The 15,353-nt window shown below is 51.2% G+C and carries 13 protein-coding genes; 3 read left to right on the forward strand and 10 right to left on the reverse strand.

The features are described 5' to 3' along the window. Positions 1–70: 70 nt before the first annotated feature. From BZG84_RS00555 to fabB, 5 genes are all read right to left on the reverse strand, one after another. Positions 71–928 carry a FimV/HubP family polar landmark protein gene (locus tag BZG84_RS00555; RefSeq protein WP_198536697.1) on the reverse strand — a complete coding sequence of 286 codons (858 nt, stop codon included), beginning with the start codon at positions 926–928 and terminating at the stop codon, positions 71–73. Further along, a complete protein-coding gene (locus tag BZG84_RS16360) occupies positions 813–4,073 on the reverse strand; it encodes a FimV/HubP family polar landmark protein (RefSeq protein ID WP_198536698.1) in 3,261 nt (1,086 codons plus the stop codon). Before BZG84_RS16360 ends, BZG84_RS00555 begins: the two co-directional genes overlap by 116 nt. A 263-nt stretch (positions 4,074–4,336) precedes the next feature. Further along, the gene (locus BZG84_RS00565) at positions 4,337–5,350 is read right to left on the reverse strand and encodes an aspartate-semialdehyde dehydrogenase (RefSeq protein ID WP_077479241.1); all 1,014 of its coding nucleotides are present in this window, start codon (positions 5,348–5,350) and stop codon (positions 4,337–4,339) included. Continuing rightward, a complete protein-coding gene (gene pdxB, locus BZG84_RS00570) occupies positions 5,347–6,501 on the reverse strand; it encodes a 4-phosphoerythronate dehydrogenase PdxB (protein WP_077479242.1) in 1,155 nt (384 codons plus the stop codon). Before pdxB ends, BZG84_RS00565 begins: the two co-directional genes overlap by 4 nt. A gap of 256 nt (positions 6,502–6,757) precedes the next feature. Beyond that, positions 6,758–7,972, reverse strand: coding sequence for a beta-ketoacyl-ACP synthase I (fabB, locus tag BZG84_RS00575; protein ID WP_077677922.1), 1,215 nt, complete (start codon positions 7,970–7,972; stop codon positions 6,758–6,760). Positions 7,973–8,091: 119 nt separating this feature from the next. On the opposite strand from fabB, the gene mnmC reads away from it, so the two are divergent. Further along, entirely contained in the window at positions 8,092–10,092 is a 2,001-nt protein-coding gene (gene mnmC, locus BZG84_RS00580; protein ID WP_077479244.1) for a bifunctional tRNA (5-methylaminomethyl-2-thiouridine)(34)-methyltransferase MnmD/FAD-dependent 5-carboxymethylaminomethyl-2-thiouridine(34) oxidoreductase MnmC, read from the forward strand. Between the two features lie 86 nt (positions 10,093–10,178). Here the strand turns inward: mnmC and BZG84_RS00585 are convergent, their stop codons facing one another. Together BZG84_RS00585 and BZG84_RS00590 are read right to left on the reverse strand one after the other, a co-directional pair. After that, a complete protein-coding gene (locus tag BZG84_RS00585) occupies positions 10,179–10,454 on the reverse strand; it encodes a YfcL family protein (RefSeq protein ID WP_077479284.1) in 276 nt (91 codons plus the stop codon). Positions 10,455–10,464: 10 nt separating this feature from the next. Beyond that, entirely contained in the window at positions 10,465–11,016 is a 552-nt protein-coding gene (locus BZG84_RS00590; RefSeq protein ID WP_077479245.1) for an elongation factor P hydroxylase, read from the reverse strand. A 201-nt stretch (positions 11,017–11,217) separates the two neighbouring features. Here BZG84_RS00590 and BZG84_RS00595 point away from each other — a divergent pair, with 201 nt between their 5' ends. Beyond that, entirely contained in the window at positions 11,218–11,841 is a 624-nt protein-coding gene (locus BZG84_RS00595) for a trimeric intracellular cation channel family protein (RefSeq protein ID WP_077479246.1), read from the forward strand. A gap of 56 nt (positions 11,842–11,897) precedes the next feature. On the opposite strand, the gene aroC is transcribed toward BZG84_RS00595, so the two are convergent. Together aroC and prmB are read right to left on the reverse strand one after the other, a co-directional pair. Then, positions 11,898–12,971, reverse strand: coding sequence for a chorismate synthase (gene aroC, locus BZG84_RS00600; protein ID WP_077479247.1), 1,074 nt, complete (start codon positions 12,969–12,971; stop codon positions 11,898–11,900). Between the two features lie 167 nt (positions 12,972–13,138). After that, a complete protein-coding gene (gene prmB / locus BZG84_RS00605; protein WP_077479285.1) occupies positions 13,139–14,071 on the reverse strand; it encodes a 50S ribosomal protein L3 N(5)-glutamine methyltransferase in 933 nt (310 codons plus the stop codon). A gap of 120 nt (positions 14,072–14,191) precedes the next feature. Here prmB and smrB point away from each other — a divergent pair, with 120 nt between their 5' ends. After that, entirely contained in the window at positions 14,192–14,722 is a 531-nt protein-coding gene (smrB, locus tag BZG84_RS00610) for an endonuclease SmrB (protein ID WP_069587210.1), read from the forward strand. A 13-nt stretch (positions 14,723–14,735) separates the two neighbouring features. On the opposite strand, the gene sixA is transcribed toward smrB, so the two are convergent. Then, positions 14,736–15,218, reverse strand: a complete 483-nt coding sequence (gene sixA, locus BZG84_RS00615; RefSeq protein ID WP_069587208.1) for a phosphohistidine phosphatase SixA — start codon at positions 15,216–15,218, stop codon at positions 14,736–14,738. Between the last annotated feature and the right edge of the window lie 135 nt (positions 15,219–15,353).

Consider the following 15,353-nt stretch of genomic DNA (forward strand, 5'->3'; position numbering starts at 1 on the left):
GATACCGGGCCTTTAATCATCGATGTCGCCAACGCAAAGATAAAAAACGGCAGCCGAAGCTGCCTGTTTTTTATCGTAGCTGTTCAAGCAGCTGTCGTGCCTCTTGTTGAAGCGCTTTATTCCCTGATTGCATGACTTTTTCTAGCAATGAAATCGCACCATCGACATCGTTCATCTCTAGATAGGCTTTAGCCAGATCGAGATTGGTGGCCGCTTCCGTACTGGCCGTATCACCATCGACATCGATGGCACTGATATCTTCCAGCACATCAGGAAATTCATCCAGCCCCACGTCTAAGTTCATTTCCGCTTTATCCGGGTCAATATCCGGTGCGCTACCATCATCGCGCATCAACTCCTCGATGCTGATGTAATCACGCTCCTCTTCCCCTTCATCAATGAGTTCGCTCTCTGCTTCACCTTCATTCAGCAAATCGTCATCAAGCGCTTGCTCTAATTCGAATTTCTCAAGCGACTCTGGATCCATGGCAGGCTGTTGACTCCAGTCCTCGCTTTCAGCTTCGGGCTCTGGCTCATTATCTGCTTGCCACACGGCCGCTTCTTCATCAGAGAGCCCGGCCAGATCAAGAGGCTCATCGCCATCCGGTTCAGACAACAGAGCGTCCATATTGAGACCACCCACTTGATGGTCGTCATCATCCAGCTCACTAATATCTCGGCTGTCGCCTTGACCCACATCACGGCCTTGCTCATCGAAGTAAGACTCGAGCTCACGTTGCTCATCCAGAGCGGCACTTAATGCATCGTCTTCGTCAAACTCGCCCAGTTCATCTAAAGAGAGCGAGTCAAACTCATAGTCTCGGTTGCTGCTTTCTGGCTCTGGCTCTGGCTCTGGCTCTGGCTCTGGCTCTGGCTCTGGCTCTGGCTCTGGCTCTGGCTCTGGCTCTGGCTCTGGCTTCAGGATCAAGCGGTTCCGCATCTGCTAATGCAGCTTCTTCGTCATACTCAGGCAAACTGGTTAGGTCGAGAAGGTCCTCTTCCCTGAGATCGTCAAGATTTTCGCCTTCATCATCTGCTGTCTCAGCGTCTAGATCATTGTCGCCATCTTCTGCCGGCGCATCGTCTTCGCTGACATCTTCTGCGGCTTTATCCACATCCGCAGTTTCATCACCCGCTGGCTCAGCATCTAGATCGTCGTCGCTGTCTTCTGTTGGCGCATCATCTTCGCTGGCATCTTCTGCGGCTTCATCTGCATCCGCAGTTTCATCATCGGCTGGCTCGACATCGAGATCATCATCACCATCTTCTGCTGGCGCATCGTCTTCGCTGGCATCTTCTGCGGCTTCATCTGCATCCGAAATTTCATCATCTGCTGGCTCAGCGTCTAGAGCATCGTCGCCATCTTCTGCTGACGCCTCTTCTTCGCTGGTATCTTCTGTGGATTCATCTGCATCCACAGTGTCATCATCTGCTAGCTCGGCATCTAGATCATCGTCGCCGTCTTCTGTTAGCGAGCCCTCTTCGCTGGCATCCTCCGCGACTTCATCCGCATCCGCAGTTTCATCGTCTGCTAGCTCTGTATCTAGAGCATCGTCGCCATCTTCTGCTGGCGCCTCATCTTCGCTGGCATCTTCTGCGGCTTCATCTGCATCCGCAGTGTCACCATCTGCTAGCTCAGCGTCTAGATCATCTTCAGTATCTTCCGCTGGCGCATCCTCTTCGCTGATACCTTCTGAGGCTTCATCTGCATCCGCAGCTTCATCATCTGCTGGCTCAGCGTCTAGATCATCGTCGCCATCTTCTGTTGGAGCCTCATCTTCGCTGGCATCTTCTACGGCTTCATCTGCATCCGCAGTTTCATCATCTGCTGGCTCGGCATCTAGACCATCGTCACCGTCTTCTGCTGGCGCATCCTCTTCGCTGGCGTTTTCTGTGGCTTCATCTGCATCCGCAGCTTCATCATCTGCTGGCTCAGCGTCTAGAGCATCGTCGCCATCTTCTGTTGGAGCCTCATCTTCGCTGGCATCTTCTACGGCTTCATCTGCATCCGAAATTTCATCATCTGCTGGCTCGGCATCTAGATCATCGTCGCCATCTTCTGCTGACGTATCGTCGTCGCTGCTATCTTCTGCGACTTCATCTGCATCCGCAGGCACATCGCCTTCGCTGGTATTCTCTACTGACGCATCCGCTTCGGCGGTTTCGTCTACTTCGCCACTATCGTCACTGTCTGGCTCTGGCTCTGGCTCTGGCTCTGGCTCTGGCTCTGGCTCTGGCTCTGGCTCTGGCTCTGGCTCTGGCTCTGGCTCAAGATGAGGATCATCTTTATCGAGCACTTCGTCTAACAGTGCGTCACTGCTTTCATCAAACTCGTCGATATCATCATCGTCATCCTTGATCCAAGCCTCGTCATCGGCCTCTTCTTCATCACCAACCAGCTCATCGAGCAACTCGGTGGTGTTATCGAGGGATAGGTCGTCATCGTCGCTATCGTCATCCGATAGTTCAATGTCTTGGCTAAGGTCAAGCTCAGGCTCGCCTTCGAGAACCTTGTCAAACAAGGCATCATTTGGTGCGTCTTCTGACTCGTTAGCAGCCTTATCTGTGTCTGATGTCGCTTCTTCCGGCTGGTCAGCCCCCTCACCTTGTTCGCCGGCTAACAGAGCGTCGATATCATCAACATCGCCGCCATTATCTTCTTCGAGTGATTTTGCCCATTCTGCAGCCAGTGCTTCATCCGCACTCATTTCTTCTTCAGGGGCAGCATCTGACTCTTCTGGGGTCGACTCTTCTTCGACCGATGGTTCAGGCGTCTCTTCTGGGGGAGCCTCCGCTAGCTCATCCAGCGCTCGCTCCATGTCTTCCAGGCCAATAGCATCATCCCCATTGGGTGCCACGCTCGACTCGTTACCCGACATATCATCGAGGTCATCATCCAAGTCAAGATCGTCGAGATCCGTGTCATCACCGAACATTTGGTCTTCATCGCCACCAAAGTCGTCGGCAATTTCTAACTCATCATCCTGCGGCTCCTCATTGGCTTCTTCCTCTTCAGGATCAGGCACCATGATAACCGGCATATCATCGTCAATTTCATCATGATCGAGCGCCGCTGGCTCTTCGACGTCATCCTCTTGCTTTTTACGACGCGAGAGGAAGAAGAAAATCGCCCCCGCAATCGCAGCGCCAGGCAGAATCGCTAGCATAGCCAGCAATAACGGGCTATCCATCAATGATTCCACCGCTGATGGCGGCTGGGTTTCTTTTGCGACTTTTGCTTGGCGTTGTTGCTCTAAGAACGCGCGGATTTCTTGGTTCAATTCAGCATCATTGCCCACTTGCTCTTTCAGCGCAGAAAGCTCGTGTTGAACTTCCGATAGACGGACTTTGAGCACATGATTGCTTTCCACCAAGCGCGTCATTTCTTGATCCGATGCTTGCAATTGCGACTGCAAATTCTCGACCACTTGTGGCTGTGGTGACGTGTCATCGCTTGAGGAGTCCGCCATCGAAGATGCATCAGGCTCTTCAGTATCTGGTGAGGGAGGCGTTGCATCAGGACGAGAGGCAGCCGGTTGCTGAGGTTCACGAGGTGCGCTCACTTGGGTGCTAAGTGGCGCTTGCGGGGTTGCCTGGGCTTGCTTTCTCGCTTGGTCGATTTCGAGGCGCGCAACAACATCGTTAGTGCTTTCACGCTGAATTTGCGCCAAGGTTGGCATTACTAAGTTACTGCCAGGCTGCAAACTATGGATATTGTTATCCGCAAACGCATTCGGATTTAAGCGAAAAATCGCTCCCAAGGTTTGATAAACACTGACTTGGTTATTCGGCCGCATTTGCGTGGCAATAGACCATAAGGTTTCATTCGCCCCGGTTGGCCCATAACGCTGCGGTGTCGGCGTATTCACTGGCTGCGGCGCTGATTGCGCCTCAGTAGTCATTTCATCCTGCGGTCCAAGAATACGAATCGCCGCTTCCACAGAAACAGTAGAAAAACTGAAGACAATAAACGCGACCATGGCTAGTAAGACAGCAAGACGCTGACTGAACTTTCCAGTGGTCATACACGTTTTACGATGAGAAGACTGTTCACTTTGCTGTGCGTCGGACACACCCGCACCCCTTATGGCAGAAATGGCCTCACTAAATACCTAACTATATCGGAAGCCATGCTAAAAACTGTAGTTTGATGATATAAAAGTGTGTTGTGCGATCAAACTGTGGGCGCTCGGCCTCAGTTTTACCTTTACGATTACCGGCAATTTGCCGCGACACACCGAGTTAAAAGCAAAAATAGTGCCTAAAAAAATACCCTGTCAATGGTGACAGGGTATCATGACGTCTTGCCATCGTTGCGATAAACGCTGTGGCAAATTTACAAGTAATCGCGCACCAAGAGTTCCGCAATCTGCACTGAGTTCGTTGCAGCTCCTTTTCGGACGTTATCCGCTACGACCCAAAGGTTTAAGCCATTCGGGTGACTAATATCATTACGGATCCGACCCACTAAAACCTTATCAGTGCCAGTGCCCTCTTTCACTTGCGTTGGGTAGTCCTCACCTTCGAACACTTCGATATGTTCATGTTGGCTCAAGATGGCCACCGCTTCTGTAGCGTCAATTGGTTGACGGCATTCAATATGCACCGCTTCGGCATGGCCATAGAAAACAGGAACACGCACACAGGTGGGGTTCACGCCAATCATTTCATCGGCAAAGATCTTTTGCGTTTCCCACACCATTTTCATTTCTTCTTTGGTGTAGCCATTGTCCATAAACTGATCGATCTGTGGCAAACAATTAAACGCGATCTGTTTGCTATATAGCGCCGGTTCAGCGTCTTGACTATTGAGCAGTTTAACCGTTTGTCCGGCAAGTTCATCGATACCCAACTTACCGGAGCCCGAGACAGATTGATAGGTCGACACGTTAATACGCTCAATTCCCACTGCATCATAAATCGGTTTCAACGCCACCAGCATTTGGATGGTGGAACAATTGGGGTTAGCGATGATATTGCGGTTACGAAAATCGCCAATCGCGGCTGGGTTCACTTCGGGAACCACAAGAGGGACATCAAAGTCATAACGGAACTGGGAGGTGTTATCAATCACGACAACACCTGCGTCTGCCGCTATAGGCGCCCACTGTGCAGACGCTTGTGCGCCTGCTGAAAATAGGCCGATTTGCACTTGGGTCCAATCAAACTTCTCTACGTTTTGAACACGTAGGCTTTCGCCTTTGAATTTGATGGTTTCTCCTTCACTGCGCTCACTGGCGAGCAGGTGCAGTGTCCCAATCGGAAAGTCGCGCTCTTCTAGGCTATCAATAATCGCGCGTCCTACCGCGCCTGTTGCGCCTAAAACCGCAACGTCAAATGCTTGTGTCATGCTTGCTCCTCAATACTAAAGCCGAGCTTAGCCAGCGACTGTAACCCGAAATCCGTCTGTCCGGCTACTGTGATCGCACTGTACTCACGTCGATCCCAGTAATTTTTTCGTAATTGGTCAAAGGCTGTACGTTGCGCGGGTTTATTGTCCCCAGCGCCATGCATCGCGCGACGAAAATCACTGTCGTCCCGACGAATATCGTAGACCAATTGTGTCAATGCCATTAGATCGCTTTGTTGCCATGGCTGAGCAAGCGCCACATGAGGGATGGGGGCCGTCGGTAGCAAGTCACTGGCGTGGGCACGATGAGGCAAGCCAAGGTGTTCACACAGTGCGTTAAACACCATGGTAGTACCGCGCGCTTTTCCTTCTAGGCCATAGCCTGCAATATGCGGCGTGGCAAAGGTCAGCTTGTCCATGAGGTCTAGATCAACCTCGGGTTCATGCTCATACACATCAAGCACCGCATCCATGTCGCCTTGATCAAGTCGTGCACTCAAGGCCTGATTGTCAACCACAGGGCCGCGCGCCGCATTAATCAATATACTGCCCGCGCCCAATGCCGCTAAACGTGTCGCGTTCATCAAATGGTAGGTGGGGTATTGGCCATCGCGCGTTAATGGTGTGTGAAAAGTCACTACATCACACGATGCAATAAGTGTATCAATATCAACCATTGGGCGTGGATCACCGGCATCTTGGCGAGGCGGATCGCACAACACCGTTTTTATCCCTAGCGCATCAAGGCGCTCGGCTAGATAGCTGCCCACGTGCCCGACTCCCACAATACCGACCGTCCGGTCTGTAATCGAGAATCCTTGTTGTTGGGCCAAGACAAGCAGCGCGCTGATCACATACTCAGCAACCCCAACTTTGTTGCAGCCGGGTGCTGCCGTCGCGTGAATACCTTGGGCATGCAGGGCGTTAAAATCAAGGTGATCTTCACCCGCGGTTGCAGAGCCGACAAAACGTAACCGAGACGCACCTTTGACTAGGGCCTGATTCACTTGTGTCACACTTCTTACCATTAATGCATCAGCATCAATCAAATCCGCCGCGCTGATTGCGCGCCCGGGTAATGCCACGACCTCACCCAATTGGCTAAACAAGGCTTGGGCATAAGGCATGTTTTCGTCTACAACAATTTTCACGTTCAACGTCCTGTGTGAGTCGGTGCACCGCGTATCGGATGCAAAATGCGAAGGTAATATTGTATCTGGCTCGTCACAAGAAAACACCCTTGCTCAACGGGGGACGATGGAATTATCGATGGCAGCAGTCGGCATAAAAAAACCCGGCCGAAGCCGGGTAAATCCAGGACCTGAAAAGACCATTACCGGCTCTCAACGATAATAGCCCGCGTCTGATGGCAGAATTGCTCTGCAAACCTGGAAAACGAGGGGCGGATTAACCGCGATATTTTTCGATCACCAAGGTCGCATTGGTGCCACCGAAGCCAAAGCTGTTCGACATCACTCGCGTCAGTGCTTGCTCACGCGGTGTAGTGACAATATCCAACCCTTCTGCAGCAGGATCGAGTTGTTCGATGTTAATACTTGGCGCCACAAAGCCATGCTCCAGCATCAGCGTCGAATAAATGGCTTCATGCACACCTGCCGCGCCTAATGCGTGGCCCGTCATGGCTTTGGTCGCTGAAATCGCTGGGCTCTTACCTGCGAAAATTTCTTGGATCGCGCCAAGCTCTTTGACATCACCGACAGGCGTGGATGTGCCGTGGGTATTGATATAATCCACGTCGCCATCCACATCTTGCATCGCCATCTTCATACAGCGGATAGCGCCTTCGCCTGACGGGGCAACCATGTCGTAGCCGTCAGAAGTCGCACCATAACCGACGATTTCACCGTAGATGGTCGCGCCACGCGCCAATGCATGCTCAAGCTCTTCGACCACCAACATGCCGCCACCACCAGAGATAACAAACCCATCGCGGTCTGCATCATAGGTCCGTGAAGCCTTTTGTGGGTCGTCATTGTATTTCGTTGATAACGCACCCATGGCATCAAACATCATGGTTAATGACCAATCAAGCTCTTCGCCGCCACCCGCAAATACGATGTCTTGCTTACCCAATTGGATGAGCTCAAGTGCATGACCGATACAGTGTGCTGATGTTGCACAAGCAGAGCTCATGGTGTAGTTCACCCCTTTAATTTGAAATGGGGTGGCCAAGCACGCAGAGACCGTCGAGGACATAGTGCGTGGCACCATGTAAGGGCCAACACGTTTAACCCCTTTTTCTCGAAGAATATCGACCGCGGCTACTTGGTTAACAGAAGACGCACCGCCTGAGCCTGCGACAAGGCCGGTCCGTTCATTAGAGACGTGTTCAGGTGCAAGACCTGCGTGTTCAATCGCTTGCTCCATGGCAAGATAAGCAAAGCCAGCCGCGTCACCCATAAAGCGCATTTTTTTGCGGTCGATATGGTCGGCGGGGTTCAGTTTGAGATCACCCCAAACGTTGCTGCGCAGTTTCATATCGGCAAACTGCTGAGAGAAGTTAATGCCAGATTTTCCCGCTTTGAGCGACTCCAGCACTTCTTTGACGTTGTTACCAATACTGGAAACAATCCCCATGCCTGTAATGACAGCTCGTTTCATGATTCTTTCCTAGACGTTAATTTCGCAGTGGATGATAGCGTTTTTAAAGCTGATAAGTGGTCAGCTTTCCTTTCAGTCAGTACAATTTCGCTTTTACGACATTTTTGTATGAGGCATTTGTGAGCTCTCCCTCAATTAAACATGCGCAAATCAGTTGGAACGACACTGGCACACCGGTCGCCGACCAGTTTGACGATGTGTATTTTTCTAACGCTGACGGCCTCGCCGAAACCCGCTATGTGTTTTTGGCTCAAAACCAACTCCCCACCCGCTGGGAGACCCACTCATCGCCCCGCTTTGTGATCGCGGAAACCGGTTTCGGCACCGGATTAAACTTTCTCGCGACCTGGCACGCCTTTGCGCAGTTCCGCCAAGCCCAACCCGATGCGGTGGTCACGCAACTGCACTTTATCAGTTTCGAAAAATACCCTCTGACCGTAGAAGATCTTGACCGTGCGCATCAAGCTTGGCCTGAGCTTGCCCCGTATGCAGAGCAGCTTCGCTCTCACTACCCTGTCCCTTTGGCGGGCTGTCAACGGATCGTGCTGGCACAAGGTCAGATTACACTCGATTTGTGGTTTGGTGATATTAAAGATTGGTTACCACAGGTGCCGACTGGCGCTGCAGGGATTGTCGATGCTTGGTATCTCGACGGTTTTGCCCCGAGCAAAAACCCGGAGATGTGGAATCAAGATTTATTTGATGGCATGGCTAGGCTTGCCCGTGAGCAGTGTACTTGCGCCACCTTTACCGCCGCTGGTTTTGTCCGTCGTGGTCTATTAGCTGCCGGTTTTGACATGAAAAAGGTGAAAGGGTTTGGCCATAAACGCGAAATGCTGGCAGGCCGATTACCCACGCGGAAAACGGCGACCAGCTTTCAACCATGGTACGCACGGACTCCGGCTATATCGGCAGATGATATTGCAGTGATTGGCGGAGGGATTGCCAGTGCCGCATTGATCACGGCATTACTTCAACGCGGAAAACGCGTCACCCTCTACAGCCAAGACTCACATCCTGCGGCGGGAGCATCAGGTAACCGCCAAGGTGCCATTTATCCACTTTTAAATGGCAATAACGACAATTTAAGCCAATTTTTTGCTCCTGCGTTTTTGTTTGCTCGCCAGTTTGTTAAGCAACAACACGAGCAAGGGATCGCGTTTGAACACCAATGGTGTGGCGTGACGCAACTGGGTTACGATGAGAAAAGTGCGACCAAGCTGGCTAAAATGACCAAGGGTGACTTTCCAGACACACTCGTCAAGCCAATCGATAAGGCAGATGTGGCTGAGACGGTCGGCCTAGAAACCGGCCATGCAGGCGTATTCTATCCATTAGGTGGGTGGATGAGCCCACAACAATTTACGGCCGCTGTGATTGATGCGGCTATCGCGAGCGGACAACTGCGCGCACATTTTGATTGCCACGTGGATGCTCTGACGCAAGCCGACAATGGCTGGACACTTAACACAGCAATTGGTGAGGTTTGGCATCATAATGTGGTGATCGCAAACGGTCACCAATCCGCTCAATTTGGCCAAACACAGCCGATTCCTGTTTATCCAGTGCGAGGTCAAGTGAGCCATGTCCCCACCAATGCTGAGCTGCGTCAACTCAATACAGTGCTGTGTTTCGAAGGCTATTTAACGCCGGCCAATCAAGCAGGAGAGCATTGCTTGGGGGCCAGTTACAGCCGGAATAATGCCGATCTCACTTTCCAAGCTGATGACCAAACCGAAAACCAACAGCGTCTCACCAGTTGTATTGATACCGACTGGGCGCGTGCCGTGCCGGTTGCGAAAGAAGGACGTGTGGGCGTGCGCTGCGCCAGTCGCGATCACCTCCCGTTTGTGGGCAATGTTTGCGACTATGACGCACTGGTTGCTGCGTACCAGAATCTGCAAAAAGATAAAGAAAAAGCAGGCTCCGTGCCTGTCTATCCGGGGCTATTTTGCCTACTCGGCTTGGGGTCACGTGGTCTTACGTCCGCGCCGCTTGCCGCGGAAATACTCGCCGCACAATTGTGTGATGAGCCTTTGCCATTACCACAAACGGTGCTCGACAGCCTGCATCCAGGGCGAATGTGGGTACGTAAGCTGTTAAAAGGTAAAGCCTTGTAACCACAGGCACGAGACAAAACAGCCATCGTCAAGACGATGGCTGTTTACTGTCGGTGCCGACTATTCCATGCGCGCAGCGGCGAAGACTATTGGTCTTTTTCAACCTGTTGCTGCAGCAAGTCCCACAATGCGCCCACCAAACGTTGATCGCCGGGAGACAATTCACTGGCATTGTCATTGAGGCTGGCATCCACACGCGCTTTGAGGGAGGCAACGTCATCAAAGCCTTCCAATTCGCAGTCTGCAGCGGCAAGAGACACATGGCCACGCAAATAACCACTGGCAAATAACTCATCATCAGAGGCGGTTTCTACCATCTCATCAATCAAGGTCAAAATACGTTCTTCGTAGTCTTGGATCATCATGTCTCTCTTAGCCTGACTCGGGCAATGCAAAATCGTTGGGCGTTAACGGGGCAATGCCGTAAAAGCCTCGCAAGGTATCAGAAAACTGCTTAGCACGCACGGGTAATACGGGGCTTGTGCTGTCTTCGCTCAGGTAGTCCATCACTTGCTGACGCACTTTGGCAGTAAACGCATGGCGATCCGGCTCGACACCACTTAAATTGTCGCAACTGACTTGAAAACGAAATCTACAGCTTGTAGAAAGTATCCACTCAATCGCTTGTGGCTTTACTTCCACGGCCTCAAAGGCGGCTTGCTTGTCAGCATCACGACCATCGGGGTGATACCAATAGCCATAGTCTTCCAATTGACGGCGTTTCTCACCGGCAATGGTCCAATGTGCAATTTCATGTAACGCAGAAGCAAAAAAACCGCGCGCAAAAATCACCCGATGATGTGGGTACGTTGCATCCGCGGGCCGATAAATGGGTTCATCGCCGCCCAGTAAGAGTTCAGTATTGAACGTGCCAAGAAATGTTTGGTTAAAAAGCCGGATTAAGTCGTGATAATCGTGGGTCATACAGCACTTTAATAGGATTAAATATCAATCAGTAACAAAAAAGACATTTTTAGCGATAAAAAGCAGCATCTACAACAGCTAACCCTTTCAATCTAAACACTCTTTTTTATTTGTTCCTCATCACAAATTTGATTGTATGAGGCCGTTAAGGCCACTACAATGCGCGTCAATTTCTAATCCCAGTATAAGGTGTCGGGTTGTATGTTGTTATTGACGCTTTATGTCATTGGCATTACCGCGGAAGCCATGACAGGTGCACTCAGCGCAGGTAGAAAACACATGGACTGGTTTGGGGTAATGTTTGTCGCCAGTGCCACCGCTATCGGTGGCGGAACCGTCCGCGATATTCTTTTTGGCCACTACCCTCTCACTTGGGTTGCTAACCCGCATTTTCTCGTGATTACTTGCGTCGCAGGCTTGATTACGCCGTGGATTGCCAGCTGGGTTGCACGCAATTATAAACTGTTTGTCACCCTAGATGCACTGGGCCTTGCCGCCTTCAGCATTATTGGCTGCCGCGTAGCGATGGATATGGGGCTACATCCTCTGATTTGCATGGTTTCATCCCTGATCACCGGTATTTTTGGTGGACTATTGCGTGACTTAATCTGTCGTCAATCGCCGATGGTCTTGCACAAAGAGTTATATGCCTTGGTCGCCTTTGTCACCGGTGCGCTTTACTTTAGCTTGATTCGCCTCGATGTCGGTGAACTGATTGCGACGGTTGCTAGTTTAGTGATTGGCTTTAGTTTTCGAATGGCTGCCCTTCGTTTTGGTTGGTCGTTACCCGTTTTTCGCTTTGAAGCTCCTTCATCACTGCACTGATCATAAAAAACCGCACAACTGGGTGCGGTTTTTTGGGTAAGCGACTGAATCAAAAACTATATGCTGGGGTTCGCCCCCATTTGGCCACGATGACGCAGCAAATGGTCCATAAGCACAATCGCCACCATGGCTTCAGCAATTGGTACCGCGCGGATCCCCACACAGGGATCATGACGGCCTCGGGTCACCACATCCGCGGACTCCCCATGAATATCAATGCTTTTTCCTGGCACGGTAATGCTAGAAGTCGGCTTTAGGGCTAAATGGGCAACCAGCGGCTGACCTGAAGAAATCCCTCCCAGAATGCCACCGGCATGGTTTGAGGCAAAGCCGTCAGGATGTATTTCATCACGATGCTCACTGCCGCGCTGGGTTACCACATCAAAACCATCGCCAATCTCGACCCCTTTCACCGCATTGATCCCCATCAGTGCGTGGGCGATATCAGCATCTAAACGGTCAAACACCGGCTCCCCTAAGCCTACCGGCAGGTTTTCCGCCACTACGGTCAGTTTCGCACCAATCGAGTCGCCGTCTTTTTTAAGCTGACGGATAAGTGCGTCTAACTCATCGAGTTTATTTGGGTCAGGACAGAAGAAAGGATTTTGCTCAACTTGCGCCCAATCAACTGTGTCTATGGTCACGTCTCCCATCTGCGCCAAGTAGGCACGGACCTGAATACCGTGGACTTGGGCAAGGTATTTTTTAGCCACCGCCCCAGCGGCAACACGCATCGCGGTTTCACGTGCTGACGAACGACCACCGCCGCGGTAGTCGCGGATGCCATATTTATGATGGTAGGTAAAATCGGCATGGCCGGGACGAAACACATCTTTGATTTTGGAGTAATCTTTTGAGCGTTGGTCGGTATTTTCGATCATCAAGCCGATCGATGTCCCCGTGGTTTTGCCCTCAAACACACCGGAGAGAATCTTAACGGCGTCAGGCTCGCGACGCTGTGTGGTGTACTTCGATGTGCCGGGGCGACGACGGTCAAGATCATGCTGCATGTCCGCTTCCGTCAACGTCAACCCCGGGGGGCAGCCGTCAATAATCGCGCCCAGTGCGATACCGTGGCTTTCTCCAAACGTCGTCACGCGAAAAATTTGTCCAATCGTGTTGCCTGCCATGCCTTCCTCTGTTTGCCTGATGGGCATTGTTGTGTTTTTGCGTACTTTGTTAGCAATTAACCACAAAGCAGTCAAAGACGCAAAAAAAATCCACCTCAGATCGTCAGTGCAAAAATAAAAAAAGCCAGCACAAAGGCTGGCTAGAAAAGTATGCTAAGCACGTGTGACTAGTCGCGATAAAGCGCAAATTCCTCAGCACAGGCAACTAAATCTTGACGCGAGATCATGAACACGCCGTGACCGCCGTTTTCGAATTCGATCCAATGCAATGGTAGGTGGCCATATTGCTCTTGCATGTGCACCATCGAGTTACCCACTTCACAAATCAGTACACCATCGTCGGTGAGGTAATCCGGAGCATTGGCGAGGATACGACGAACCAGTTTCAATCCATCCGTCCCGGCAGCCAGCCCTAATTCAGGCTCATGGCGGAACTCGTCAGGCAGGTCGGCCATGTCTTCTGCATCCACGTACGGAGGATTGCTAACAATCAAATCGTACTTATCTTGCGGGACGTCTTTTAGTAAGTCAGATCGCAGCGGGATCACTTGCTCTTCCAAGCCGTGATCTTGAATGTTGATTTCGGTCACTTCCAACGCATCGGTAGAAATATCCACCGCATCGACTTCCGCATCAGGGAAAGCATAGGCGCATGCAATGGCAATACAGCCACTGCCGGTGCATAGGTCCATAATCCGGCTTGGGGCATGCGGTAAAATACCGGCAAACTCTTGTTGGATCAGTTCACCAATCGGTGAACGTGGCACCAAGACGCGCTCGTCAACAAAAAACTCGAGGCCACAGAAATAGGCTTTGTTAGTCAAGTACGCAACAGGGGTTTTATCGTTAATCCGTGCAATGACACGCTCAACAATACGATGTTTTTCACTGGTGGTCAGGCGCGAAAAACGCGTCTCAGACGGGACATCGACAGGAAGATATAAGGTAGGAAGCACAAGCTGCACCGCCTCGTCCCAAGCATTGTCTGTGCCATGACCGTAAAACAGCCCTGCCGCATTGAAACGACTGACTGTCCAGCGCAGCATGTCTTGCAGCGTATGTAATTCGCTGACCACTTCTTCAGTAAAAATCGTATCCACATTGGCCTCCATCGGCTTCATGCAATTTAGGGTCGCCCTTTGACGCGAGGTCAGTACAATAAGCAGCATTTTGAGCTGGCTGAATGTACAATTCAGATTATCACCTCGGGGACAGTTTTTATGAGCAAAAAACCATCAATAACGGAAGAGGATTTTGCATTATTCCGTGATGCCGTCAAAGGCGCAAAAAAGTTGGAGCAGGATACCATAAACCCGCCACAACGCCAGACGAGCAAACCGCGCAAACAGCAGCGATTCGAGCAACAAAGCCGCGATCATGCCTTTTATTTTTCTGATGAGTTTGAGCCTTTACTCAGTGAATCTGGCCCTATGCAATACGCCCGCCAAGGCGTCTCAAAATATGAGGTGAAACGCTTGCGTCGTGGCGTCTATGTGCCCGATATCTATTTAGATTTACATGGCATGACACAGATGGAAGCAAAACGTGAACTCGGCGCGATGCTCGCAGCCTGTGTCAAAGACGGCGTCCAGTGTGCCAGTGTCATGCACGGCATCGGCAAAGGGATCCTCAAAGAAAAAATCCCACTGTGGCTCGCACAGCATCCAGATGTGTTGGCATTTCATCAGGCCCCACTGGAGTTCGGCGGTAATGGTGCACTCTTGGTGTTAATCGACGTTTCCGACCGCTAGCTCCCGAGCCGGTTTAGCCTTGTAGCTCGCGCGGCGACATCATTGCAATAAGCTCGGCCGTATCGTTTTGACCATCGATATCAAGTACCGCCATGGCTGACGTCGAGAACATTGGCGGCTGACCATTTTGCAGCCACTCGTTGGTCAAATAGCCCACCAGCGGCAAATGAGATACCACGAGGACAACATTCGGTGCCTCTACGTCAAACATGGCTTGCAGATAGGTATAGACTTGGTCGCTCTGACCATAAGGCGTGATGTCTGGCTCAGTGACAACCTCACGGGCAGGAAGGTGCGGCGCACAGACTTGCCAGGTTTGCTGAGCACGTAAGTAAGGACTTACCAATACTTTATCGATCGTCTCGCCAGCCAAATGTTGACTGAGCCAAGCTGCCATTTGCTCACTTTGTCGCTCGCCATTCGCGGTTAAACCGCGTTCACTATCGCTTGCAGCAAACGCTTGTGCTTCCCCATGACGCATTATGATCAGTTTCATAGCCAGAAATACTCACAACAGTTATCTGTGATTTAGCCGCATGCTACCAATGTATATCGCAAAAGACCAAAGAAGTGGTTTGCGACTCAGGTCACTGGTAGTCATAATTGAGGCATAACTTGTTTAAACGATATC

It is taken from the genome of Salinivibrio sp. PR932 (genome assembly GCF_001996125.1).
GTDB lineage: Bacteria > Pseudomonadota > Gammaproteobacteria > Enterobacterales > Vibrionaceae > Salinivibrio > Salinivibrio proteolyticus.

Excerpts from the sequence above, each read along its gene's own strand:
- BZG84_RS00565 (WP_077479241.1), bottom strand. The coding sequence starts at position 5,350 with ATGACACAAGCATTTGACGTTGCGGTTTTAGGCGCAACAGGCGCGGTA.
- fabB (WP_077677922.1), bottom strand. The coding sequence starts at position 7,972 with ATGAAACGAGCTGTCATTACAGGCATGGGGATTGTTTCCAGTATTGGT.
- BZG84_RS00585 (WP_077479284.1), bottom strand. The coding sequence starts at position 10,454 with ATGATCCAAGACTACGAAGAACGTATTTTGACCTTGATTGATGAGATG.
- BZG84_RS00590 (WP_077479245.1), bottom strand. The coding sequence starts at position 11,016 with ATGACCCACGATTATCACGACTTAATCCGGCTTTTTAACCAAACATTT.
- BZG84_RS00595 (WP_077479246.1), top strand. The coding sequence starts at position 11,218 with ATGTTGTTATTGACGCTTTATGTCATTGGCATTACCGCGGAAGCCATG.
- aroC (WP_077479247.1), bottom strand. The coding sequence starts at position 12,971 with ATGGCAGGCAACACGATTGGACAAATTTTTCGCGTGACGACGTTTGGA.
- smrB (WP_069587210.1), top strand. The coding sequence starts at position 14,192 with ATGAGCAAAAAACCATCAATAACGGAAGAGGATTTTGCATTATTCCGT.
- sixA (WP_069587208.1), bottom strand. The coding sequence starts at position 15,218 with ATGAAACTGATCATAATGCGTCATGGGGAAGCACAAGCGTTTGCTGCA.